Source organism: Paenibacillus sp. AR247 (assembly GCF_002968895.1).
Taxonomy (GTDB): domain Bacteria; phylum Bacillota; class Bacilli; order Paenibacillales; family Paenibacillaceae; genus Paenibacillus_AQ; species Paenibacillus_AQ favisporus.
The window spans coordinates 1-24908 of the sequence record NZ_PCZT01000010.1 but is presented as its reverse complement, the minus strand read 5'-3'; the positions used below and the strand labels follow the sequence as shown (position 1 = coordinate 24908).

General features: G+C 49.9%; 19 protein-coding genes and 4 pseudogenes. 4 read left to right on the top strand and 19 right to left on the bottom strand.

Annotated features, from left to right (window positions below; genetic code table 11):
* The 11 genes and pseudogenes from CPT76_RS40090 to CPT76_RS19555 all read right to left on the bottom strand — a co-directional run.
* A pseudogene (locus CPT76_RS40090) lies at nucleotides 1-200 on the bottom strand (winged helix-turn-helix domain-containing protein); the annotation flags it as partial.
* A gap of 525 nt (nucleotides 201-725) precedes the next feature.
* Nucleotides 726-3509 carry an Ig-like domain-containing protein gene (locus tag CPT76_RS19600; protein WP_146116360.1) on the bottom strand — a complete coding sequence of 928 codons (2784 nt, stop codon included), beginning with the start codon at nucleotides 3507-3509 and terminating at the stop codon, nucleotides 726-728.
* Between the two features lie 372 nt (nucleotides 3510-3881).
* A complete protein-coding gene (locus CPT76_RS19595) occupies nucleotides 3882-4313 on the bottom strand; it encodes a universal stress protein (protein WP_105444153.1) in 432 nt (143 codons plus the stop codon).
* Between the two features lie 5 nt (nucleotides 4314-4318).
* The gene (locus CPT76_RS19590) at nucleotides 4319-5548 is read right to left on the bottom strand and encodes a CynX/NimT family MFS transporter (RefSeq protein WP_105444152.1); all 1230 of its coding nucleotides are present in this window, start codon (nucleotides 5546-5548) and stop codon (nucleotides 4319-4321) included.
* Between the two features lie 270 nt (nucleotides 5549-5818).
* A complete protein-coding gene (locus CPT76_RS19585; RefSeq protein WP_258168664.1) occupies nucleotides 5819-6340 on the bottom strand; it encodes a helix-turn-helix domain-containing protein in 522 nt (173 codons plus the stop codon).
* Between the two features lie 214 nt (nucleotides 6341-6554).
* On the bottom strand, nucleotides 6555-7718 hold the full coding sequence (locus CPT76_RS19580) for an epoxide hydrolase family protein (RefSeq protein ID WP_105444151.1): 1164 nt from the start codon (nucleotides 7716-7718) through the stop codon (nucleotides 6555-6557).
* Nucleotides 7719-7894: 176 nt separating this feature from the next.
* Complete coding sequence (locus CPT76_RS19575) at nucleotides 7895-9826, bottom strand: fructose-1,6-bisphosphatase (protein ID WP_105444150.1); 1932 nt, start codon at nucleotides 9824-9826, stop codon at nucleotides 7895-7897.
* A gap of 287 nt (nucleotides 9827-10113) precedes the next feature.
* Complete coding sequence (locus CPT76_RS19570; RefSeq protein ID WP_105444292.1) at nucleotides 10114-11004, bottom strand: alpha/beta fold hydrolase; 891 nt, start codon at nucleotides 11002-11004, stop codon at nucleotides 10114-10116.
* 32 nt (nucleotides 11005-11036) lie between these two features.
* A complete protein-coding gene (locus CPT76_RS19565) occupies nucleotides 11037-11651 on the bottom strand; it encodes a DUF2239 family protein (protein ID WP_105444149.1) in 615 nt (204 codons plus the stop codon).
* Nucleotides 11652-11812: 161 nt separating this feature from the next.
* Nucleotides 11813-12088, bottom strand: a complete 276-nt coding sequence (locus CPT76_RS19560; protein ID WP_105444148.1) for a hypothetical protein — start codon at nucleotides 12086-12088, stop codon at nucleotides 11813-11815.
* Between the two features lie 94 nt (nucleotides 12089-12182).
* On the bottom strand, nucleotides 12183-12632 hold the full coding sequence (locus tag CPT76_RS19555) for a MerR family transcriptional regulator (protein ID WP_105444147.1): 450 nt from the start codon (nucleotides 12630-12632) through the stop codon (nucleotides 12183-12185).
* A 173-nt stretch (nucleotides 12633-12805) separates the two neighbouring features.
* Between CPT76_RS19555 and CPT76_RS19550 the strand changes: the two are divergent.
* Nucleotides 12806-13563: pseudogene (locus CPT76_RS19550) on the top strand (aldo/keto reductase).
* Nucleotides 13564-13673: 110 nt separating this feature from the next.
* Here CPT76_RS19550 and CPT76_RS19545 read toward each other — a convergent pair.
* Both CPT76_RS19545 and CPT76_RS19540 read right to left on the bottom strand, forming a co-directional pair.
* Nucleotides 13674-14162, bottom strand: a complete 489-nt coding sequence (locus tag CPT76_RS19545; protein ID WP_258168663.1) for a dihydrofolate reductase family protein — start codon at nucleotides 14160-14162, stop codon at nucleotides 13674-13676.
* 121 nt (nucleotides 14163-14283) lie between these two features.
* Nucleotides 14284-15213: a DMT family transporter gene (locus tag CPT76_RS19540; protein WP_105444146.1), complete on the bottom strand. Its 930-nt coding sequence runs from the start codon at nucleotides 15211-15213 to the stop codon at nucleotides 14284-14286.
* A gap of 116 nt (nucleotides 15214-15329) precedes the next feature.
* On the opposite strand from CPT76_RS19540, the gene CPT76_RS19535 reads away from it, so the two are divergent.
* Nucleotides 15330-16229 carry a LysR family transcriptional regulator gene (locus CPT76_RS19535; RefSeq protein ID WP_105444145.1) on the top strand — a complete coding sequence of 300 codons (900 nt, stop codon included), beginning with the start codon at nucleotides 15330-15332 and terminating at the stop codon, nucleotides 16227-16229.
* A 105-nt stretch (nucleotides 16230-16334) separates the two neighbouring features.
* On the opposite strand, the gene CPT76_RS19530 is transcribed toward CPT76_RS19535, so the two are convergent.
* The 6 genes and pseudogenes from CPT76_RS19530 to CPT76_RS19510 all read right to left on the bottom strand — a co-directional run bounded on the left by CPT76_RS19530 (nucleotide 16335) and on the right by CPT76_RS19510 (nucleotide 23199).
* Nucleotides 16335-18644: a helix-turn-helix domain-containing protein gene (locus CPT76_RS19530; protein WP_105444144.1), complete on the bottom strand. Its 2310-nt coding sequence runs from the start codon at nucleotides 18642-18644 to the stop codon at nucleotides 16335-16337.
* A gap of 170 nt (nucleotides 18645-18814) precedes the next feature.
* Nucleotides 18815-19492 (bottom strand): type 2 periplasmic-binding domain-containing protein, encoded by a 678-nt coding sequence (locus CPT76_RS41550; protein ID WP_308737647.1) that lies wholly within the window; start codon nucleotides 19490-19492, stop codon nucleotides 18815-18817.
* A gap of 133 nt (nucleotides 19493-19625) precedes the next feature.
* Nucleotides 19626-20210, bottom strand: a pseudogene (locus CPT76_RS41545) (extracellular solute-binding protein); the annotation flags it as partial.
* Nucleotides 20211-20467: 257 nt separating this feature from the next.
* The gene (locus CPT76_RS19520) at nucleotides 20468-21352 is read right to left on the bottom strand and encodes a carbohydrate ABC transporter permease (RefSeq protein WP_105444143.1); all 885 of its coding nucleotides are present in this window, start codon (nucleotides 21350-21352) and stop codon (nucleotides 20468-20470) included.
* Nucleotides 21346-22205: pseudogene (locus CPT76_RS19515) on the bottom strand (ABC transporter permease). The gene CPT76_RS19520 and the pseudogene CPT76_RS19515 overlap by 7 nt, the downstream one beginning before the upstream one ends.
* Before the next feature lie 415 nt (nucleotides 22206-22620).
* The gene (locus CPT76_RS19510; protein ID WP_105444142.1) at nucleotides 22621-23199 is read right to left on the bottom strand and encodes a TetR/AcrR family transcriptional regulator; all 579 of its coding nucleotides are present in this window, start codon (nucleotides 23197-23199) and stop codon (nucleotides 22621-22623) included.
* Nucleotides 23200-23317: 118 nt separating this feature from the next.
* Between CPT76_RS19510 and CPT76_RS19505 the strand changes: the two genes are divergently transcribed.
* Nucleotides 23318-24328 carry an NADP-dependent oxidoreductase gene (locus CPT76_RS19505; protein WP_105444141.1) on the top strand — a complete coding sequence of 337 codons (1011 nt, stop codon included), beginning with the start codon at nucleotides 23318-23320 and terminating at the stop codon, nucleotides 24326-24328.
* Between the two features lie 2 nt (nucleotides 24329-24330).
* Nucleotides 24331-24630, top strand: a complete 300-nt coding sequence (locus tag CPT76_RS42190; RefSeq protein WP_105444140.1) for a putative quinol monooxygenase — start codon at nucleotides 24331-24333, stop codon at nucleotides 24628-24630.
* The last annotated feature ends 278 nt before the right edge of the window (nucleotides 24631-24908 follow it).

Below are 24908 nucleotides of genomic sequence, written 5' to 3'. Positions count from 1 at the left end.
CTCCTGTACCCACCTCACGAATGAGCCCTTCATGAATCATCTCTTCCACCAAGGCCGAGACACAAGGACGGCTAAGCTTCGTTTTTACTGCCAGTTCGGCTCGTGACAAGCGGGGGCTCCTGCCGGAGCTGATGCAATATGCCTTCCCGGTTCATCTGCTTGACGAATTTGGCGTTCCCGGTTTTCCCCCTACCGATCACGATGTCATCCACCACCTTACTTTGTTAAAATAACTAACAAATCCAAATTTAGGCTCAAGTATATGAATGCGCTTTCAAATAGTCAATGCAGTTTTTCGAAAATGAGAAATCATTCCTAAGCGTCGAAAAAGATCGAAATCCATGTTTCCCTACTCCTCTTTCCAAACGCACAAATTCTCGCCTGCCCCGGAATGATACGCTTTTTCCAGTCTCCACCATCTGCGGAATATCCCTTTTCTTAGGATCGAATCCGAGTTAAACCGTTTTTGTGGGATACGACTTTCTTCCCGCATCCTTTTTTCCTATGTTGAAATTAAATTCCCACTAAATAACGAGAAAAAGCCGGGCGAAAATCAGGCGTAAATACCCGGGTATCGACCGGCTCCTCTTCGGGTAACTTTTACAAACTTTTAGCATGATACCTTCTGATAGAAAGTCATTTTTCAAATCGTCACAAAAAAAGGCCCCCAGCGTTTTATGCCGGAAGCCTTCTTCATGACATCAATCGTTCATAGGGTTAAAATTTCATCTACCCTCGAGTACGAACATATTCAGCAGGACCGTCACAGCCTCAGCTCTTGTAGCAGCTTCTTGGGGAGCGAACCGGTTGCCGTCTTTCCCTTGCATAATCCCGGTTTGTTTCAGAAATTCAGCGCTGCCTTTGGCCCAATCTGGAATTTCGCTGTCATCCGCGAAGCCTGCTTCCGGAGAATCCTTGCTGATCTGGCCCACAGCATTGGTAATGGTGACGGCTATCTCCGCGCGGGTGATTTCTGCGTTGGGACGGAAAGTACCGTTTTCGTATCCTTTCATCATGCCTAGCTGCACCACTTGTGCGACCGCATGGTGTGCCCAGGCACCGATACTGGCTGAATCGATAAAGGTCAGCTCAGCTCCTGTCTTTTTGAGGCCTAGCGTATTTATGAGCATTACTGCGAACTCTGCGCGGGTGACCGTCTTGCCCGGTTTAAACGTGCCGTCAGGATAACCGGTGACGATTCCGGTGCTTGCCGCCTGCTTGATGCTGGCTTCTGCCCAGTGTCCGGAGATATCGGCAAATTCCGCCGGGTTGCTGACGACGGTTAACCCGGTTACCTGATCAATGGCGAGTACTGCAAACTTTGTGAAGTGATCGACAGTAACAGCAATGCGGTTTTCCTGTACCCTGCCGGCCGGAACCATGATCCAAATTTTCTTCGCTTCATCATAATAAAAAACAGCCGCCGTTTGATTGCTTTTCAAGCTTGCCGGGTCAAATGCAAAAGATAACGTTACCGGTTTATCGAAGTATGCCGGTACATTTTTTGAAAGCTCAAATACCGGGCTAAGGAAAATTTCATTATGAGTTATAAATTGATGAGTGCCCGTTACTTTTTGGATCGCTAATTTCAGCTCTTGCTTTGTCGCACAAGCTGGAACAGAGATCGTGATGGCATCTCCTAATCGAACCTCTCCCGCTTTACCTGGAGGAAGGGTTAATTGACCATCCGTGGAGATTATTTTGTTATCGTTCGGGATTACCGGTGTTGTAGAACAGCCGCTGCTTACACTGCTACTGCCACCGTTGCTGCTGCCGCTACCACTGCTCCCATTGTCGCTGCTCCCGCCCTCATTTGTCTCGCGATTAGCACGTGTCACGGAGATCGTGTAGGTCTTGGTCGATTGATCCTCAGCTATGACAACCACTTTAATGGAGTTTGCACCTACGCTTAATGAAATATCTTGACTTGGCTGCCCACTGGCAACCGGACTTCCGTTCACGGTCAACGTGGCGCTGCTATCCTGCGTTGTCGCGTTTACCTTTAGGCTTGATACAGCATAAGGAACATTGGCGGTATAGCTTGTCGTTTCGGGTACAAAAGCAGGGCTTAATGTGCCGCTCGATATGGTCAAATGGCTCAATGCCGCAGATGGCAGCACCGTATCGACAGTATAGGGATTGGATTTTGTTACTCCCTCCCCCAATGAATTGCCGGCCGCATTATGCACCGTGCTGTTGTCGAGCGTAACGAAATTGTCAGCCGCATTAACATTGGCCTTAGGCATCAGCGTAACGTTCCAAGTCCTTCCCCCGTCGATCGAAGTGAGATTACTTAGTGTCCCGTTACTCGCCGTAAGACTGGATAAGTTGAAGTCTGACACCGCCTCCGAGAAAGTGATGGTCACAAGTGAGGTTTCGCCTTTCTTTAGCTCATTGTCGGCAACCACAATGGTGGCCGTTGGGCGCACAGTATCAATCTCGTAGTTGGCGGAATTGATAGTTCCTACACCCGCATTGCCGGCGAGATCCGCCACTCCTGTATAATCAAGCTTGATAGCATTGGTCTTTTCCTGTACACCCGAGGCCGGCGTCAGGGTCGCCGACCACATCTTGCCGCCGTCACTCGAACTGAGGTTACTTAATGTGCCATTAGCCACCGTCAGGTCATATAAGTCGAAACCCATTACCACTTCTGAAAACGTAAACGTCACGGTTGTAGTCTGGCCGGCCATTAGTTTGGAATTGGCAATCGTGATCGTGGCTGTTGGGCGCCGTGTATCAATCTCGTAGTTATTCGAATCGATAGTTCCCGTTCCCGGGTTACCTGCTTTATCTATTACACCTGCTAAGGCGAGTGTTATGACATTGTTCGTGGCGTTGATGCCGGAAGTCGGCGTTAGCTTTGCCGTATAGGTGATGTTGTCTGAAGTACTGAATTCACTTAATATGCCGTTTTCCGCAGTCATGTCGGAAAGCTTGAAACCCGTCACCGCTTCCGAGAATGTGATCGTTACCAATGAAGTCTGATCGATGCCTAGCCTATCGTCGGCAACCATAACGGTGGCCGATGGGCGCCGTGTATCAACCTCGTAGTTGTTGGATTTCGCAGTTCCCGCTCCCAAGTTGCCTGAGGCATCTTTCACATCCGCTAAGTCGAGCGTTATGACATTATCCTTGGCTTGGCTGTTCGGACTCGGAACCAGCGTCGCCACCCAGGTGATGCCGTCATCTGAAGAGGTTAAGGGACCTAATGTGCCGTTACCCACCTTTAGATCAGCAATCGTGAAACCCGTCACCGCTTCCGAGAACGTGATCGTTACCGTTGAAGAATCCCCAATGACTAGCTTATCCTTGGCCACCACAACGGTAGCCGTTAGCGGTTCCGTGTCAGATTCGCTCGTTCCCTGAGAGGGGGATTCGGCTAAACTAGCCGCTCCGTCGCTGGCTAGCGTGTTCACGCTCCCCGCCGTCTGGACAGCGGCTGCTTCATCACTGGCGGACGCTTTATTGATTGTTGTTAAAGGAAGCGCCCCCGCTATAATGATCAAACACAGAAATAACCTCCATATTTTTTTCACATGGTACACATAGACCTCTCCTTGTTTTTCTATTCATCTATCCATCTGTTATTTTATTCCTTCTATGTCACTCTCCATTATAGGTTTATGCAACGAATCTAACAATCGACTTGCCTGGAATCTAAACATAATATTTTTGATAGAATCGCCCGATCAGGCTTATGACGACACCAAAAAAGCCAAGAAGGTGATGTTCACCCTCTTGGCTTTTCCCATATCCCCTGCTGACAGATGACATTAACCGATGTTTCATATCCAATGGCTTCATAAGAGCTACTTGCCCTTCGGGTTGCAAGAGCAATCCATTTGGTGTTGCGTTTCTTCCCTGCATCTTCAATTGAGCTAATGCATAATGAGGACTGGACAATTGGATAGCTGTGAAACTTTGTGGCTGACACTTCCAAGCATCATTTCTTTGATGCCCCTTAGCCCACGGCTTCCGATAATAATAAGTTGCTGCTCGGTATCCCTCGCATAATTTAATATTTCATGTGCAGGATCACCCTTAAGATGAACGGTTTCCGGGTTAATCCCCGCAGATTTCAATTTAGATTTTGCTTGCTGCAGCTGTTCCAAACCCGCTTTCTCCATTTCGTTCAATATTTCTTCCAAGAAATTCTCTGGTACATATGTCATGCCATTCGACACATATTCCTGGCTGACATGAACCAAGGTAACTTGCGTTTGTTTGTTTTGGGCTATTTCAACGGCTGCATCAAGGAGCTTGTTCGTTATTTCAGCTTGATCAATCGCCACCATAATTTTGTCAAACATTCCAATCATCCTTTCCGTGGCAGCTCGTAACGATTTCGGCTACCAACATAACGGTTTTTTGCTGCGCCTAAACCGACTAAAAGGAGTAAGACCGAAGCGCCAAGCAGAATGAAAAGCGGTAGATTCCAACTATTTGTCGTATCATGCAGATATCCGATAAGGGCAGGACCGATTGCGGCAAGCAGATATCCGATCGATTGTGCCATGCCGGACAGTTCTGCTGCCTGATGCGCATTTTCAGTACGTAACCCGAAAAACATCATGGACAAACTAAAGGCGAAGCCTCCACCAATTCCGAGTAAGATGATCCATAACAGAATGATATCGGAGCTGCCGTAAAGGATCCCGAGCGTTCCCGTCAACAGCAAAATGGTTGTGATGACTACTAACAAACGTTGGCTAGACATGCGCCCAGCAATAACGGGGACAATAAAGGTAAACGGAAGCATAGCCAACTGCATGATCGAGAGGTACCATCCGGATTGGCTGGAATCAATTCCTTGCTGCTTTAAAATTTCAGGCAACCATGCGATCAACACATAGAAAACCATGGACTGTATCCCCATAAACAAGGTTACTTGCCAGGCAAGCGGGGATCTCCAAACATTCACCTCGTTGCCGGCCACCTGTTGACTCGTCGTGGCCGTTTGCTTCGTTTGATTTCTTAATTGGGGTAACCAACAGAGGACCGAAACAAAGCTTAGCATCCCCCATATTCCCAATGCTCCCTGCCATTTTAGACCTGCGTTCACGGCTACCGGTACACTGATTCCCGATGCGATTGCTCCACATAAACTCATTGAAATGGAGTAAACACCTGTCATGGAGCCAATTTTATTCGGGAAATCCCTTTTGATGATACTTGGCAATAATACATTACACACGGCAATGGCGAATCCAAGAATGGCTGTTCCAATAAACAGATCAACTGCGCCAGACAAAGAACGTATTACAATACCAACTGTCAGGAAGATGAGGGCCATCAAAATGATACGTTCAACCCCATACTTTCGTCCTAATTTCGGTACTAGAGGAGATAATAAAGCAAACGCAAGCAAGGGTACCGTTGTGATCAGGCCCGCTAATGTATTTGAAATATGAACGTCATCCCTTATGAGACTCACTAAAGGACCGACAGAGGTTAAGGGAGTACGTAAATTAGCTGCAATAACAATAATGCCGAGAATGATCAGCCCTATAGAGGATGGTACCCCTTTTATATTTTGTTTCGGCATTCTTCAATTCTCCTTCCTGAATTCATGCCTATGATTTGTTTCCTCTTCGATTGATAAAAATGAAAAAACGATGCAATAACATTCGCGCGAACAACAAAAGTATATTATAGTATACTATTTTTAACAAGAAGTATTTTATAGTAAATCAAAGCTCATCTAAAAACAAAAATACAACTCTGAATCCCATCATGGAATTCGGAGTTGTATTTAATAAGAGGAATTTTCAATTTTTAGAAACCATACTTTAAGGATATATGGAGTACGGTTTCACTATTCGTAGGATTCGTATAAGAGTGAGCATAATCTGCACGAAAACTCATCGTATCGTATTAGATTCAATGTGTAAGTCTCTCCGTTGACTTGTATTTCAATGGAACCCGTCATGACTGTCGCAATTTCCGTTGTATTCACGTGATGACCTTCAGGGTAATACGAGCTATTTGGCTGTAAGTATGCCCGACACATTTCAATATCGTTGCTTTTAAAGACAGGTTCAATGATCCAATTTTTTTGACCATTAGAAAATCGCAGTCCTTCCCCAGCTCGATACAAACTAACAGGTTCTTCTGATTTGAACAAAGCCAATAGCGGCAAAGATATGCCTTTTGAAATTTTCCATATCATCCCCAACGTTGGATTTGTCTCGCCACGTTCGATATTCCCCAGAGTAAGTTTGCTGACGCCCGTTAACTCCGCTAAGTCGTCTAAGCTCATATTTTTTTCTTTTCTGTACTTTTTCAAGGCACCGCCGATTTGTAATACAATTTGTTTTGAATCATCGATTTCTTCCATTTGATATTCACCTCAATAAAAAACAGTTATAGTGATATAGATCTATGACATTCATTTCTTTAGTTCATTCTATACAGTATATTGTTTATCTGGATTCTTTTCCATACGGCTAACTGGAGCAGCCCAAGCTGTTTGCCGAGCAGTCGAATGTCGTTTGATGAAAAAGCCAAGAAGGCGATCTTCGCCCTCTTGGCTTTTCCCCATATCCCTGATATCAGCGGTATCGGCTGAAGAATGACCGGATGTCGGGAATCAGAAGATCCGGCGCATCCATAGCGGCAAAGTGGGTGCCGCGCTCAAACTCCGACCAGTGCACAATATTGGTATTGTCGCGTTCGGCAAACCGTTTTATCGATTTGAAATCATCTCCGAACACGGCCACTCCTGTCGGAGTCGTATTCGGTCCTTGCGGCTCCTGCTGCTGATGCGCGTTCTCGTAATATAACCGGGCGGACGATTCCGCCGTATTGGTCAACCAGTACAGAGTGACATTCGTCAGGAGTGCATCCTTGTCAATAAAATCCACATGATCGCCGAATCCGTTAAATAACTCCGCTATCCAAGAGAGCTGACCTGACGGCGAATCCGCAAGCCCATAGGAGAGCGTCTGCGGCCGGGTGGATTGGATCGAATTAAAGCCCGCCCGTTCATGAAAATTCGCCAGAAATTGAAGCCGCTTCTGATCTTCCTCCGATAAACCCGCCATCTCGGCAGGATCTCCAGAAGGGAAGGAAAATAACTGCAGCACGTGTATGCCGCGAAGGCCTTCCGGCTTTTGTATACCAAGCTCTCTGGACACGAGTGCACCACAGTCGCTGCCGTGTGATCCGTACTCTGTATATCCCAAACGCTTCATTAACGTATCCCACGCCTTTGCAATGCGGGCAATATTCCAACCGGAGCCGAGCGTCGGACCCGAGAAGCCGAATCCGGGAACGGAAGGGATGACGAGATGGAATGCGTTCGCCGGATCGCCGCCGTGGCTGCGCGGATCGCTTAGCGGTCCGATCAATTCCAGGAATTCGACAATCGAGCTGGGCCAAGCGTGGGTAAGCAGTAAAGGAAATGCATCTGGCTCTGGCGAGCGAACATGCATGAAATGGATCTGTGCTCCATCGATCGTCGTTGTAAACTGCGGATACTCATTCAATTGCGCCTCATATTTCCGCCAATCGTACTCATTCTGCCAGTAGGACGCCAACTCTTTGATGTAGTCGAGCGAAATGCCGTATTTCCAGCCGGCCCCATTCATCGTTTCAGGCCACCGCGTCCGGGATAAACGATACCGAAGATCATCAAGATCATCCTGTGGCACGGCGATATGGAAAGGATGGATCGCTTCACTTACCTCGTAACAATTCGGGTTAACTGTGGGCATTTTATTTTCCTCCTCGAATGGGTTGGCGTTTGTCTTGCTTACATTACTAATATTAGACCACCCACCTTGACAGCATTATGTCAGGGTGAAGCAGGCGGCAAAACATTTTCAAAAATAGAAAAGCCGCCCTCGGGCGGCCCATTAATATTTAGCAGTCGGTTCGTTTAGCAGCAATTTCATTTCATATAGCGATATTCCAGGAGATTCTTCAAATTGGATATTTTCTGCTGCAGCTTCTCCCCGACATTCGTTTCCCTCACCAGCTTGCGCTCCAGTTCTTTGTCCACCAACCTTTTTACAGACAATACGTCCGTCCCGTTACATAACACATCTTCTCTGGAATTGAATTTCTGATGGGCGACGAGCTGCATGCCAAAGGAATTATACAGCAAGGTATATCCGGCAATGCCCGTCGTAGACTGATAAGCTTTGGAAAAACCGCCGTCGATGACGACCATTTTCCCGCCTGCTTTAACCGGGTTCTCTCCACGAATTTCTCTAACCGGCGTATGGCCGTTAATGATATGTCCATGATCCGGATTCAGTCCGAAATCCAGCAGGATTTTCCGGCAGATCTCCTCATGTTCACGCAAATGGTAATAAGGGTTCTTTCTCTCCTTATGGGTTTCTTTATCTTGGATAAAATACCGTTCAAAGGTGGTCATTTCTCTTTTTCCAAAGAGCGAGGAGCACTCCCCTGTCCAGATGTACCACACCATATCCGTAGCCAAATCATCCGTCTCTTCCGGATGCGCAAAGGCGTAACGTAAATAATATTCAAAAACATCGAGCAGCTGACGGCCCGAATACAGTTGGTCTTCAATCTGCATTTCTTCCATGTTTCCTTCTTCGTCCAGAGGAATACAGCCGTGGATGAGCAAATTCCCGTTGTATTTTAAATAAAGGCTGCCCTTTTTCATCAGAAAATTCATATGTCTCGCCAGCTTTTCGGAATGCTGAACGGAGAACAGCAGCTTTTCCAGCACCTGCTGCTCTTCCTCTAACAATTGTTCAGGCTGCTCCGGGTTTACGGTAGCGAAACAGGTGTTTTCCAGAGGGTAAGTTTTCCCGCCAATATTGATTTCATTCTTGTCGTGATCGATTTTCTCCAGCAAAAGCCTTTCAGACATATTAAAGTAAGGGCGTCTCTTAATAATCGGGATTTCAAGCTTAAACTGGATCATGGCAATGGCTTGATGAATTTTGGTAATCTGCAGAATTTCCGACTCCGATACGTTGTGGTCCGCTTGCAGCTTAGGTCTGAAGGCCGGATTGTCATCATAGTACTTCTCCGCCAAGTTCAGCAGTGGGCGAAGGTTGATGCCGTATACGTCTTCGATGATGTCCAGATTGTCGTATCTGGCGCAGATCCGAATAATATTCGCAAGGCAGACCAGGGAACCCGAATAGGCGCCGATCCACAGGGCATCATGGTTTCCCCACTGGATGTCTACAGAGTGATAGTTAATCAGCGTGTCCATAATTTTATCCGGTTCCGGCCCGCGGTCATAAATATCTCCGACCACATGAAGATGGTCAACCACCAGGCGCTGGGTCGTATAAGCAAGGCCGATAATGAGCTTGTCCGCCTGCCCCAAGGAGATAATTTGCCGATATATTTCCTCATAATAAGGATCCTTATTGTGGGTCAAATCCGTTTTGTACAGAAGCTCTTCGACAATATATACAAACCGCTCCGGCAGAGCTTTACGCAATTTCGAGCGCGTGTATTTGGAAGAGGCATAAGAAATGAGCTTAAGCATGTGTTCTATCGTTTGCCGATACCACCGGTTCAAAGCTTGTTTATTGCACAGGTCTCCTTTAACCAGCTGTATTTTTTCTTCCGGATAATATACTAACGCCGCAAAATCACTGATTTCTTGATCCGTCCATTCCTCACGGAACAAATCTTTGATTTTCTCTTTGACGGTACCCGAGCCGTTTCTGAGCACATGCTGAAAAGCCTGGAACTCTCCATGCAAATCACTGACAAAATGCTCGGTTCCCTTGGGGAGGTTGGAGATTGCTTCAAGGTTGATGATCTCGGTGATCACTTTTTCTTCCGTATCATATTGCTGGGCCAATAAATCTAGAAACTGCGCATCCAAAACAGATGTCCCCCTTCAAGGAAAGATGGTGATGTATAAGTTTTTTAAGCTAGTGGCGTACCGTTATGCTTAGTGTAGACAATAAAAGGAAAAACATGACGTTTCCTTGTTCCCTTGGTATTATGCTAACAGCTTCGCCTTTGGTGAATCAAATTTGCATTAAAAAGAAATAGACCGCCCTTTACAAAGGTTTACGGTCTATCTCTTGTGATCAGCACTGCGTCCCTGAGCCTGCATAGCCCTCTGGGCACCGCGGACTCCGGTTGGTCGCTCTTCAGGAACGCGTGTCAATTGCGGCGAGCCGTCCGCTCTATGCCATCAGCGATTTCTTCGTACAGTTGATGCGGTAAGTCGTGTCCCATGCCCTCAACCAACATGAGCTCGGCGCCAGGGATGGCCGAAGCCGTGTCTTCGCCACACGCTGGGACGAACATGGGATCGTCCGCCCCATGAATGACAAGTGCGGGTACTTTGATCGTCGCCAGCCGTGGACGACGGTCACCGGAGACAGCGATCGCAGCAATTTGTCGTCCGATACTGCCTGGATCGTAGGCTCGCTGGACTTCCTCCAGAATAAGTGCCCGATAAGCGTCCTCTTCAAACGGATAGCCAGTGCCGGCAATGCGTTTGGCAAAAGAGAGGCTGTGCGCCAAAAATCCTGCTTCATCCTCAAAGGGGTTCGGCGCCGGTTGAGTCATCATCGCCATGACATCCGGGGAAGTTGGCGGAAGGGCAGGATTACCGGAACTGGACATGATGGAAGTGAGTGATAAAACCCGTTCAGGGTACTCACTGGCAGCAACCTGGGCGATCATTCCGCCCATCGACCTGCCAACGAAATGTGCCCGGTCAATGGAAAGGGCGTCGAGCAGTCCGATAGCATCGCTGGCCATGTCGTCGAGAGTGTAAGGGATGTCCGGACGCTGTCCCGACATGAGAGCAGCCGCCAGCGCGTCAAAATCCAGCGTCTGGTAATGGCTAAAGTGTGTCGAGCAACCAACGTCGCGATTGTCAAAGCGGATCACGCGAAAGCCCCGCGCCGCTAATATCCGACAAAACGGAACCGTCCATCGGATCATCTGGGTTCCAAGCCCGGCGATTAAGATGATCGCCTCGTCATTTTCGTTGCCAAAACTGTCATAGGCCAAATCAATGCCATTGACTTTCAAAGTGTTCATCATCATGTTCTCCTCCATTCACATGCTTTCATTCAAAAGCTCTCTTCAGGGAATGCATTAGCGGATAATTTTTTGATATGGTCTCTGATATCAGGTGCCCAGTCATCGATAACGTGGTAAAAACGATCCAAATCTCCAGCATACAGTGCCCGCAGCGCTTCCTCGTAATGATGAAAGTTCCCGGCCATGGCTGTCATAAAGTGATATGCCGCTTCTTGGGACTCTCGTCTTTTGCTCTGTTCTCCTCCAGCATGGCGAGCCTCATCAATGAGTTTTCGTAATGTTACCGAAGCCCCTCCAGGTTGACTCTTGAGCCATTCCCAATGCCGCGGCAATAACGTAACCTCACCGGATACAACCCCCAGCTTAGGTCGGCCGACCCGCCGTGCAGGCTGATGTTCCATTTCCGTATCGGGAGGCAAGTCACCGAACTGTTTTCCTAATCGATTGAGCACGTCGTCTGTCTTCCCGCGAAAATCAACATCGATTTGCTTCCCCGAGGTATCGTCAAATATAAGCAGCTGTGTGAGGCCCCTGTCATCCAGAGTATCCTTTACCGTAGAAACAACGTGCTGTAGCGAACCACTGGCGACGACTCTCACACCCAAAAATGCCGTGCAGTAAAATCGCGTTAGGTCATTTCCCATACCTGTATCTCCTTCTCTGATTTCTTCACTAATTATACCCGGGTAAAAATAGATAAGTCAATATTACCCGGGTAAAATAAATTTTGTCGCTCGCCCTGGTCGTTTATTCAAACACGAAGAAGCCAAGAAAGGTCAAACTCCCTTCTTGGCTTTATCCAGCATTATCTGGTTTCAGATTTCAACTTATCAATATATTCTTTACCTTCTAACAGGGAAAGGCCTAAAGTTTCTCTTGCTTTTTTAATCGCTTTTACGTCTTCACCCTCTTTTATCAACTGACGAAGTTCATCATTTATTGGATGTTCAGGCAGTCCCGATTGATGGGTTAACTGGTTTATCGTATATTGCATTCCTTTTATGCGACCTTCTAATTTACTCACCTTAGCCCATAAATTTATGATGATCAGGAGAGACATGATGATTAGAATGTATTCCATTTCCTAATTACACCTCCAAACTCTGTGGTTTATCTGTAGAACTGCCAACTCACTGCCCCTCTGCTAACGCCTTTGACCCGCTCAAGAATATCTCTCACGCCTTCCGAGCAGGAGGCGTGTAAAATACGTCGCCATGCATATGCTCAATGTTGTCCCAGTTGGCGGGATTGGTCGTGTCTGGAGAGCGGTGCTCCAGAATGGCCTGATAGAGGGCCGTTTTCTGTTCCAAATGGGCAACGTGCTGCTTGGCTTCTTCGAGCTTAGCGCGCGCGGCTTCTTTATGCTCCATGATGAGGGTGTAGCGCTGTGGAATAGACGAGTCCCCTTCGAGACAGAGATCGACGTACGTTTTGATAACTTCAATCGGCATCCCGGATTGCTTAAGGCATTTGACGCCAAGCAGCCAGTTAATCGATTCTTCGTCGAACATCCGGATGTTGTTTTTATCGCGCTGTACGCTCGGCACCAGACCTTTATCCGTGTAAAAGCGCACAGCGTGCTCGGTAAGTCCCGTGATCAGGGCGACTTCTTTGACCGTATGCATGGTAATCCCCCTTGGAAAATAAATTTTTGAGAACGGCTTGCCTTCGTGTTACACGAAGGTAGTAGGCTTATTGTAAAGCAAACCGGCCGTAAGCGGAAGCCCCGCCGAGGTGCCCGATTCCCGGGATTCGCGGCCGTTTGCCGTATTACATTTCAACCATGGGAGGAATTACAATGCAAACCGTGACTTTAAATAACGGAGTACAAATGCCGATCATCGGCTTCGGCGTCTACCAGATTCCCGATGCTGAAGAATCAAGCGCAGCGGCGTACCGCGTGAGAAGCTGTTCATCACGACCAAGCTCTGGGTTCAGGATGCCAACTACGAGAGCGCCAAGCTGGCGTTTGCCAAATCCTTGAGGAAGCTGCAGCTCGACTATCTCGATCTGTACCTGATTCACCAGCCTTTTGGCGATTATTACGGCGCTTGGCGTGCGATGGAAGACCTGTACCGCGAGGGCAAAATCAAAGCGATCGGGGTCAGCAACTTCCAGCCCGATCGTCTAATGGACCTTATCGTGCATAACGAAATCGTGCCCGCCGTCAACCAGGTCGAAACGCACCCGTTCTACCAGCAAATCGAGAACGCCGCTTTTATGAAAGAGCAGGGAGTGCAGCATCAGTCATGGGGGCCGTTCGCTGAAGGACGCAACAACTTGTTCGGCAACGAAGTGCTAGCCTCGATCGCGGAAAAACACAATAAGTCCGTCGCCCAGGTCGTGCTGCGCTGGCTTGTTCAGCGTGAAGTCGTTGCCATTCCCAAATCGGTGCGCAAGGAACGGATCGTCGAGAACTTCGACATTTTCGATTTTGAGCTGAGCGCGGACGATATCGAACAAATTTCCACCCTCGATACACGGGAAAGTCTTTTCTTATCCTACCACGATCCGGAAGTCGCCAAGATGATGGGCAACTGGGTAGTCGATCTGTAAACCTTTTTTCAAGGCCCCCTCTACCGCCACTACACCACAAAAGCCAAGAAGGTGATGTCCACCCTCTTGGCTTTTCCCATTCCTCGAAATAAGGGATCCTCTGACTGCCGCTACAGCCGGAGAATCCCTATTAAAGTAACGTGCCCTTTAGGCCGCTGAGTCAACCGCACAACTAAGCTGGAACGTAGGTCAACCTGATCACCTTCTCGCCAATTCGATCGCTTGCCACGAGGCGCAGCGGCGGCCGTGGACCGGCGAAGCCCTTCATGCTGAGCCTTCAGCCCACGTATGGCCGCTGCGAGGTCGCCCTCGATCAGAGAAGCGTTCGGACCGACGGACTTTAACGTCCTCGACACCACCCACTTCGGTTTGCTTTGCCACGCCGCTGCGTATTCCCGTTCCGGCGCATCCCATTCCAAATGGTCTTCGTCCCAATAGCGCATGGTCTCGTACATTCGGCGCCCGTACAGGCAGCCCGCCAGGCCGCGCACGTCGTCGATGAAATGACGGAATAGCACGGGGTCGGGCTGAAATGCCGGGTGGTCGTGGTCGACGAATCCGTCCAGAGACTGGTTCAATGCGAAAACGATCTTTGCCATGCGACTGACTCTCCTCCCTGGTTTTCTCGCACATTCATATTCAAGATTACACGTTCCATATGCAACCTCCTTTATGTCTGCATTTTATCATCCAACAGCATGTCCGGTTTCTCATGGATTGCTAATGTGCACAGTCCTGGCCTGACCGAATACATACCGGTTTCGTCCCGGCTTTTCCCGATCGGATGAGGTTAGCGGACAGCAGCATCCCCGCAATCACGATAACGCCGCCAACAATCTGAGAGACCAGTAGTGCTTGGCCTGTCATCACAGACAGGATGGCCGTGAAAATCGGCATCAGATTCATCGTAATCCCCGCTTTGCCTGGCCCAAGCACCTTGACTCCCTGGTTCCAGAACAGGAACGAACCGATGGATGGGAATAAACCCAGATAGATGACCCCGGTAATGCCGATTGCAGTGATATGACCGGTCTGCAAAGGCTGCATAAACAGCAGGGGAACCATACAAATGACGCCGATCAAGGCTGTAAAGGCTACAAAAGTAATCGGGGGCAGATGCTGCGCCCTTTTGTTGACAATGGAATAGATGGCCCACAGGAACACGGCTATGAGCAAAATGCCGTCTCCTTGGTTATAATGCGTGCTGAACACGCCAAGGAGGTGTCCCTTCGTCAATACCGTTAATACGCCCAGGAAAGATAAGACGAGTCCCACTCCCTGCCACACCGAAATCTTGTCCTTCAGAAACAGCAGAGACAACACGATCATAACTGCCGGAGTCAAGCTGTTGATCAGACTGCCGTTTGTCGATGAAGTATGCTGAAGTGCTGTATAGGTAAGCAGCGTGTAAAACACAACGCCCACTAGCGAAAAGAATAATAAAAGACCCCAGTTATTTCTCCACACTTTCAACCAATTGGGTTTCTCCACCAGTTGGGCCATCGGAATTAATACGACAGCGGCAATCGCCCAGCGCAGGAAGGAAGCCCAGACCGGTGGGAAATCGGCCGTAACCGCTTTGCCGAAGATCAAATTCCCTGCCCAGAACAGATTAGCCAATACTAGAAAAAGCCATGCTTTAGCTTTCATTCCCAACACCTCTCCCCACTCTATTCCAAGTCTTTCTCTTGTTCTATAGTCATGTTACAATAACCCTTAACATAAATAAAATGAATATAAATCATGAGGGAGATATCAAATTTGGTATGAACAAATCACTTCTTCAATTGATTGTTGCGATCTCGGAGACCCGAAGCTTTACGTCCGCAGGGGAAAAGATGAATATGACACAGCCTGCCGTCAGCCGTGCGGTCACCGCTCTGGAACGCGAGCTTGGAGTAACACTGCTGATTAGAGACCGGCGTCTGGGCGTTGCCCTCACGCCAGTTGGAGAACGAATCGTACGGATCTTCCGCGAGATTCTTCAAGGGTATGATAAGGTCGACCAGGAAATCGCCAGCGAAAAAGGAATGGAAACCGGCAGCGTCCGAATCGGCGCATTTCCGGTTGCCGCTTCTTATTTTATTCCGAAGATCATCAGCCATATCAAACAACAATATCCAAAGCTCGAATTCAGCATTCTTGAAGGTACCATTGCGGACATACAGGAATGGCTGGATAACCGGGTCATCGATGTCGGGTTTCTTATTCCTTCGGATAAAACGACTCACTCTCATCCACTATACCGGGAAGGCATTTATGCCGTGATGAGAGATGATCACCCTTTAAGCGAAAAGTCTATCATCAGCCCGGAAGATTTGCGGGAGGAGCCTATGCTGATTTGCAAAGCCGGTTACGAGCCTCCTGTCCTGCAATGGTTCGACAGTGCCGGGGAAGAACCCAATATTAAATACATTCTCTACAACTACAGAACGGCTCTTCAAATGATTGCTGCAGGCGAAGGCTTGGCCGTCATGTCTGAGCTGTCCCTGTTGGACCTGCCTTCTGGCCTCATCCTCAAACGCATCTCACCAGCAGCCTACCGGGATATTCACCTCGTCTCCGGTCCTGTGGAGGACTGTACCATTGCGGTCAAAACCTTTATCGAAACCGCGCAGAAGCTGTTTCCCATCCAAGTTGAGCATGAACCCTTGATTAAAATATAGGATTTTGCCGCCCAACGTTATCATGAACTTGGAACATAACAAAAAACGACAGGCAGCCTTTCCGGCTTTCTTTTCCGGACTGTGGCTGCCTGTCGTCATACGGGTTTAGTTTTTGGCAATATTGCGGTATTGAATCGGCGTGATGCCTTCGGCTTTTTTGAATTTGCGAATGAAGTTCGTCGAATCGACGTAGCCGACCTCGTTCATAATGTCTTTGAGGGGCAAATCTGTTGTTTTCAGCAGCTTTTTCGCCTGATCCATCCGGATCGAATCGATATATTTCATCAGTGGACAGCCCGTATGGTCTTTGAAAAATCGCGTCGCGTAAGACGGTGAGACGCCGAACCGGTTCGCGATCGATTCGAGATCAATCGTCTGATCCGAATACCGCTGGGCGACGTAATCCTTGATATTCTCCAGCAGCTCAATATTCTTGCTCTCTTTCTTCGCTTCTACGTATCGGCATACGTTGCGGCATATCGAGATGACGAGACGTTCCAGTTCCTCAATCGTTTCGAAGCGCGGAACGAACAACTGCTGCATTGTTTCCCCCAAATCGTCGTCGATTTCGATTTCCAGCTCGATGAGCGTTTTCATCATATTGTTGACGATATCGAAGCAGATGCATTCCGCCGCCTCGAGCGACACGTCCGTTTCCACGATATGGCCAAACGCCTCGCGCACGACCGGCTCAACCTGAGACATGTTCCCTTGCTTGATCGCCTTCACGAGCCGGTCTATCCGTTCGACGGGGTAGACGTACTCTCTGCTTGGGCGGGGCACGATCTCGGCAAACAGAAACACCTGGTCGCCTCCCTTCACGAACCGGTACCTTGCGGCATGACTTGCTTCTACGAACGATTGCGGAACGGAGGACAAATCATCGTAAATGCCCCCGATGCCGACGGTTACCGTAAGCCGGAAATATTGCCGGAAAAACGTCTTTGCCTTCACGGCCAGTTCCCGCAAAACGTCGGTATCGTCAAAGCCTTCGTTCAAATTGACCAAAAAAGCGATGGTACGGCCGTCCATCAGCTCGGCTCCATATCCGGCCCCCGACTCCAGGGCGAGCTCCTCAACCACCTTCATCAAGCTGTACGTCAGCACCTCCTGCATCTTCTCTGAGTTGTCCTGCCGAAAGCGGTTGTAATCGTCGATCAGCACAATCATGACGGCGTAGTGGGGTTTGTCGAGCTGGATATTGGAAAATTGCAAAATATCGTTCATTTCCGCTTTCGTACTCAGCTTCCCCTTAAGCAGCGTCAGCAGCACCTGCTCGCGGAGCGTGCGGCCTTGGTTGCGCAGCTGATGCTGCAGGCTCTGCTTCTCGCTGGCCATGAGGCCGACAGCACGGGAAATGTAATCGATCTCGTCGCCCGAACGTACTAGCGGCTCGGACCGCGCTTCGCTGGAAACGATCCCGGCCAGACGCTTGAGAGGCCGGTAATGCTGGACCGAGAAGCCGAAGGCGATGGCGACCCCGATTAGAAAAACGGCTGCGATGGTCATGCTGAATATGCCGCGCTTCTCATTCACTTTCCGCATCCATTGATCGGTTGGCAGCACCGCCACGTAAGACCATTGACGGTTGCTTGACGAATGGGTAAGCACCGAATATTTCCGGCCGTCCATGGACAACTCGCTGTAGGGAGACCGGTTCGGAATATCGTTGATTCGTTCGAGCAGGCGTTTGCCGGATTCGGGCGATTCGCCTTGCGATTGACTGAAGATGATTTCGTTGCGTTCGTTCAGGATGAACAGAAAGCCGTTCGACTCCGTCAGCACGCCTTGGGCCAAATCTGTCAGCGCCTGCTCGCGAATGAGGAAAAGCGCGACACCGTAAGGGACTTCCGCGTTTAGCGGGATCGGCACCATGTAAGTGGCATACCGCCGTTCCTCAAGCCGGTTGAACAGAACCGGTTCAACCCCCCGCATAAGCGGAGCGGACAACGTAACGGCCGTTTGCATAAACTCCGATGGGCTCCAATTGCGATAATGGTAGATCGAATTGAAAAACAGATCGAGTTTGTACGTTCCGCTTGCGGCATAAAGCTGTTTGGTGCCTGATCCGTTGAAGGATAACACGACATCCTCGATAAACAGGTTCGTGGACAAGTATTGCTTCAGCTCAGATACCGCTTGCAGAGAACCGTATCCTCCGTCCGAGGCCATGTAGGGGGTCAGCACCGGATTGTACGACAGCTGGGAGGCAAGCCGGTTCATTTCGTTCATGCGCAGATCGACCGCATCCCGAAATTGGCCGAGGGCGCCAACGGTCGTATGCTCCACTTCTTTGCGGAGCGTATCGAAAAAGTTTTGGTACACGACGCTGCTGACGGCAACGAGCAGAACGACGACCAGCACAATATAGGAGAACAGGAAGTTGTAAAATCTTTGGCTGCGGATCATGTTCATCGGACGCCCCTCCCTAGCGGTTCCGGGAGTAATCGATACCCGTGCTTTACAGCCGGGCAACTCGCGCTCTCCCGTGTACGATCCCTAACACTTTCGCCGTGCGGCCACGTTTTTCGCCCGGTATGAGTCCGTTTTACCCGGCCCACACCGCTCCGGTGCTGCGCGTTTTTTTATTTCTTGTACCGATCGTACGCAGCTTGATAAATTTGCATATATTCGTCGAGCCGCATTTTTTTCAGTGTGGCTACATAGTTATCCCACTCTGAGAAAGACGCTTTGCCGGAGACGAATTTGGCGGCCATTTCGGTTACGTACGTATTGATGTCGGCGGTTAGCGCGGACATTTTTGTACTTTCCTCGGCGGTATAGTTGAATGTCGGCCAAACCTCCTCCGGCATGTATTTCTTGAACTTCTCCGCCGCCTGGATCGATTCCGGCTGCGATTCGGCACCTTTGAAAAACTTTTGCTGCACCATATTCGGGTAACCGCCACCCGGCCATACGACGTATTTCACAAGCGCCTGCTCGAGCGTCAGGCCGTTCGGATTGGCCGTGATTTCTTTCGTATATTGAAGTTCGCCGGAGGCGGTTTTCTCGTACGATTTTCCTTCGAAGCCCATGAAGAACATTTTGCTGCCTTCCTCGCCGTACAAGTAATCCATCCAACGAACCGTCGCTTCCGGACTTTTGTTTTTGTCGGTAATGACGAACGCGCCCAGAGCAGCGAGAGGGGAGCCGACGGCGGAATACAATTGATCGCCATGAGGACCTTTGAGCGCGCTGGCGCCTATGTATCCCGTCTGGTTCATCAGCGTGTACGGACTTGTCGTGATGGTAGCTCCGTACAATCCTTTTGCGCCGGTCGCGTAAAATTGATTCGCCTGGATCGTAAAAATATCTTCCGCGATCAGCTTTTTCGCTGTACAGCTTGTTCAAGTATTCCAGCATTTCCTTGTAGTTTGGATCGGTAGGGATAAATCTGAGCTTGCCGGCGTTGTCCATATCTACGTTAGCGTGGCCTGTCCCCCGGGTCCCGAGCCCCCAGGCGCCCTTGAAGTAGCTCATGATGGCCGGCAGCCCAATACTCTCGAACGGAATTTCGTCCGCTTGGTTGTTGCCGTTCGGATCTTTTTCTTTAAATGCCTTCAGCATGTTGTAGAAGTCTTCGGTCGTCTCCGGCTCTTTTAAGCCAAGCTTATCGAGCCATTCTTTCTTGATCCACATTTTGCCGCCGGCGAGCACGGACGTAAACTGCGGGTCGTAGATGGTCGGGAAGGAATAAATATTGCCGTCTGGCATCGTCAGCCCTTTGCGTACCTCCGGGTATTGATCCAATAACTTTTTGAGATTCGGGGCATATTGGTCAATCAGGTCGTTCAGCTTGATAAATACGCCTTGCGAACCGTATTTGAGCAAATCGGTCGAAGGGATGGCTGCCGTAAAGAAGGCATCCGGATAATCGCCGCCGGCCAGCATAATGTTACGCTTTTCCGTCAAGTTGTCGTTCGGAACCATCTCCCAAGTGACATGTATGTTTGTTAGCTTCTCATATTCTTGCCAGAGCATCACTTCGTTCCAGTTGGAGGCGGTCGTTGGCGCTTTCCCGGCCACCATCTTCAGATTGATTTTATCGGCTACGATCGGCATGCCCGTCTTATTGATGCCTGATTCTTTCGGTGGGGTGCCTTCCGCTTCGTTCGATCCGCCCCCCGAGCAAGCCGAGAGCAAGCTCAGCAGTACGAAGAGGGATAACAAGGCTGCTGTCGTTTTATTAGGTTTCAAGAAAAAACCTCCTTTTTCTTTTAACACTTTCTTGGGCAGGATTAACCTTTTACCGCACCGATGACAAGTCCTTTGACGAAATAGCGCTGCAGGAACGGATACAGCAGAAGAACCGGCAGATTGGCGATGATAACGACCGCGTATTTGATAGATTCGCCTTCCATGACGCTTTTGGCAAGCGATTCCTCGCTTGTTCCCACCATATCCTTCAAATTGCTCTGAATTAAAATCTCCCGGAGCACGAGCTGAAGCGGGTACTTGCTCCGGTCGGTCAAATAAATAAGCGCGCTGAAAAATGAATTCCAATGGGCGACGCTGTAAAACAACGTCATGACGGCCAGGATGGGCATCGACAGCGGAAGGACGATGCGAACCAAGATTTGCACGTTGGAGCAGCCGTCGATCTGCGCCGATTCCTGTACTTCGATGGGGATGTTTTGCTGGAAAAAGGTGCGCATAATGATGACGTTCCATATGGCGAGCGCATTCGGGATGATAAGCGCCCACATCGTGTTGACCATGCCGAGATTTTTCACCAGCAAATAGGTCGGAATGAGCCCGCCGCTGAAAAACATCGTAAATACGAAAAAGGCGGTAAAGAAGCCGCGGCCGGCTAAATCTTTGCGCGACAGCGGATAGGCGGCCAATATCGTCATGACGATGTTGACAGCCGTCCCGATAACGGTGTACAGGATCGTATTCCCGTAGCCCTGCAAAATGTCGTTGTTTTGGAACACTTTCTCGTATCCGCGGAATGTGATGCCCTTCGGCCACAGCCACACCTCTCCGCCCAAAACTTTGGAAGGATCGCTAATCGAGGCGGCCAGCACGAACAACAGCGGATACAGAACGGCGAGTAAGGCGAGTACGAGCAGGGCGTGAATGATGAAACTGAGCAGCTTGTCGCCAAACGTCTCTTTTACCATAAGCTCGTTTCACCAGCCTTCCGTGCAATGTAGTTGACCGTGACGAGCATGATGAAATTGACAACCGAATTGAACAGCCCTACGGCGGCAGAGAAACTGTATTGCGCTTCCAGGATGCCGCTTCGGTATACGTAGGTCGAGATCACGTCAGAGCTTTCCATATTCAGGCTGTTCTGCATCAGAAACACTTTCTCGAAGCCGACGCCAAGAATGGATCCGACATTCATAATGAGCAAAATCACGATCGTAGGCAATATACCCGGCAGGTTAATATGCCAGATGCGGGCCAGCCGGCTGGCTCCGTCCACCTTGGCCGCTTCGTGCAGCTGCGGATCGATGCCGGTCAAGGCGGCCAAATAGATGATCGAGCTCCAGCCCATTTGCTGCCATACCCCGGAGAAAACATAGATCGTTTTGAACCAGCTCGCCTCCGTCAGGAACGAAATGGAGTCCCCGCCCAACCATCCAATGAACAGGTTCACGATTCCATGATTCGGCGACAGAAAATCATCAGCATGCCGACGAGGACGACTGTCGATAAAAAGTGAGGGGCATAGGTGACCGTCTGAATCGTTTTCTTGAACCATTTTACTTTTACTTCATTGATGAGAAGCGCGAGAATGATCGGGACGGGAAAGCCGACAATCAGCTCATATATTCCGATGCCAAGCGTGTTGCGGATGAGCCGCCAAAAATAGTAGCTGTCAAAAAAACGCTGGAAATGGGCAAAACCGACCCAAGGGCTGCCGGTTATCCCTTTGGAAGCAATAAATTCTTTGAATGCGATCTGCACCCCGTACATCGGGATGTAATGAAAAATCAAGTAATAGGCGACGACCGGCAAAAGCAGCATATACAAATCCCAGTTTTTCTTGAATGACCGGCCTAACGCCGATCGGCGGCCAATGGCGGTCTGCGCGGAAGCCGCTGCCGGAGGAGCATGCTTCAAGAGTGCTTCACCTTCCTTCCATGTCGCGAGTGCGGTTAACATTTCTTCAGGGGCCCCTTTGCCGTTATGGTATTTTAAAACGCTTTCAGCGTCCACCAGCAATTTTTGCGGCGATCAGCTATTCTTGACATCGCTGCAGGCGATATGCCGGCAAAACGAAAAACCCCCTGTTCCTGATCGACGGGGAGCAAATACATAGATTATTTGGGCCTTAAAGGGGGAGTACCCCATGCCCTTCAAGCTAAGGTTAACGCAACGACGGCAGCCGATTTGGCCGGCTGCCGTCGTGTCATGATGGAGCTATTGTTTTCCGGTAGCACTAATTTAGCTGCGCCCTGAGGTTGCTGCTCGATCGATCCGTCAAGATCGCGCTCGCGATAATACGGAAGAGATGCTCAGCCCGTGGCGCGGACGAGGGCTGGTTGCTGAGCCACGCAAGCGCAGCAGCTAGCGAGAACAAGTCATCCCCATCCATGTCGCTACGCGCCAGACCCTCGGCCTGAGCACGAGTGAGAAGTCGCGTGCCTGCTGAGCGCATCGTTACGCATGAAGCGTGGAGTGCGGACTCCGGGTCCTCCTTGGCTGCCATCATCACGTCCACAACACCTTGATAGTTGCCCGTAAATGTAACGACGTCGCGTAGCCACGATACGAGTGCATCATCGGGTGAACTCGCAGTTTCGAGCTCACGTGCCTTTGTCGTAAACTCGTCGAAGCTTGAACGGAGCAAAGCTTCGAGCAGCGCCTCTCTCGTCGGGAAATGACGATACAGTGTGCCTAGCCCGACACCAGCTCTGCGAGCGATGTCGCGCAGCGATGCATCGACACCGTGCTCGGTTACAACGACGTTCGCGACTTCGAGTATATGCTCATAGTTTTTCATTGCATCGGCTCGCATAGAATTCCTCCTTGACAATCGGAGCAGTGCTCCTTATAATCTAAACGGAACAGTGATCCGATTATACGGAGCACTGCTCTGGTAAGTATAACTCATCTACATGAAAGGAGAAAGCATGATGTCTATAGATACAATGAAGGCGATTCGTTTGCATGAATTCGGCGGCCCTGAGGTGCTGCGTTACGAGGAGGCGCCGCTTCCCGAGCTGGAGCCAGGTGAGGTGCTTGTGCGCGTTCACGCGGTTGGCATAAATCCCCCCGACTGGTACCTGCGTGACGGGTATAAGTCGCTTCCTCCTGAGTGGCGGCCGCCTGTGCCCTTTCCCATCATTCTAGGGTCGGACGTGTCGGGCGTTGTCGAGGCGGTAGCTACGGATGTGCAGGATTTCTCCGTCGGCGATGAAGTTTTCGGCATGGTTCGCTTTCCTAGCTTTGGGGAGAGCGCCGCTTATGCTGAGTACGTCGCCGCGCCAGCGTCGGACCTTGCACTCAAGCCAGCTGGCATCGATCACGTGCACGCTGCTGGGGCGCCGATGGCTGGCCTCACCGCGTGGCAGTTTCTGATCGATCTGGGGCACAATGAACCGAACCCGCTTCAACCGGAGATGCATCGCCCGGTGCCGCTGGACGGCAAGACGGTGCTCGTCAATGGTGCTGCGGGCGGCGTGGGGCACTTCGCGGTACAACTGGCCAAATGGAAGGGTGCGCACGTCATCGCGGTGGCATCGGGGACGCATGAGTCGTTCCTGCGTGAGCTCGGTGCCGACGAGTTCATCGACTACACCAAGAGCCTTCCCGAGGACGTCGTGCATGACATGGATCTCGTCCTTGATACCCTCGGCGGTCCGACCACCGGTCGTTTCTTGCGTACGCTCAAGCGTGGCGGCGCTTTGTTCCCGGTGTTCCTAGGCTTCTCCGATGCCGAGGAGGCCGCGAAACTGGGTGTAACGGTATCGATGACCCAAGTGCGCTCAAACGGCAAGCAGCTGGCGGAATTAGGGCGCTTGCTTGATGCCGGGACGGTTCGCGTCGCTATCGACAGCACGTTTCCACTTGCCGATGCTCGCAAGGCGCATGGACGTGCAGCCGGTGGGCATATTCAAGGCAAGATTGTGCTCACGGTCGTGTAACCATGATTATACTCATGGGTTACGTTCACCTAAATCCGTCTGATGTGAATGAGTTTACTGCAGACGTTCAGTCCGTCGTTTCCAGCACGAGAGCTGAAAAGGGATGTCTCTTTTATGCCTTTACTACGGAAGATGCTCGCGCCGGACGCATGCTGACGGTCCAGCGGTGGCAAGATCAAGAATCACTGTCGGCCCATGTTGAAAGACATGAGTCGGCGCCGTTTTTAAATAAGTGGGGAAACAGAATGAAAATAGACATTCTAAAATACGATATCACGAACGAGCGCTCGTTCATGGAATAAAAGCCCTATTTGTTAAACTAAAGTATCGGCTCAAGAGCATAACTGCCCGTTGGTTCAACATAAACGAATGTTAAAACGCTACTGACATACTGTTGTCAGTAGCGTTTTTTTATACTCGGAGTATGTAACCGTAAGGAATGGGAGATCAATACGAAGGTTTATGACCCAAAATGATAATATACGGTTCTGTATCATGGATTATAGGAAGGATGGGTTTTCATGAATTTTGCTTCTGTACGCATCATTACCGACGACGTGGATCGTCTTGTCGGGTTTTA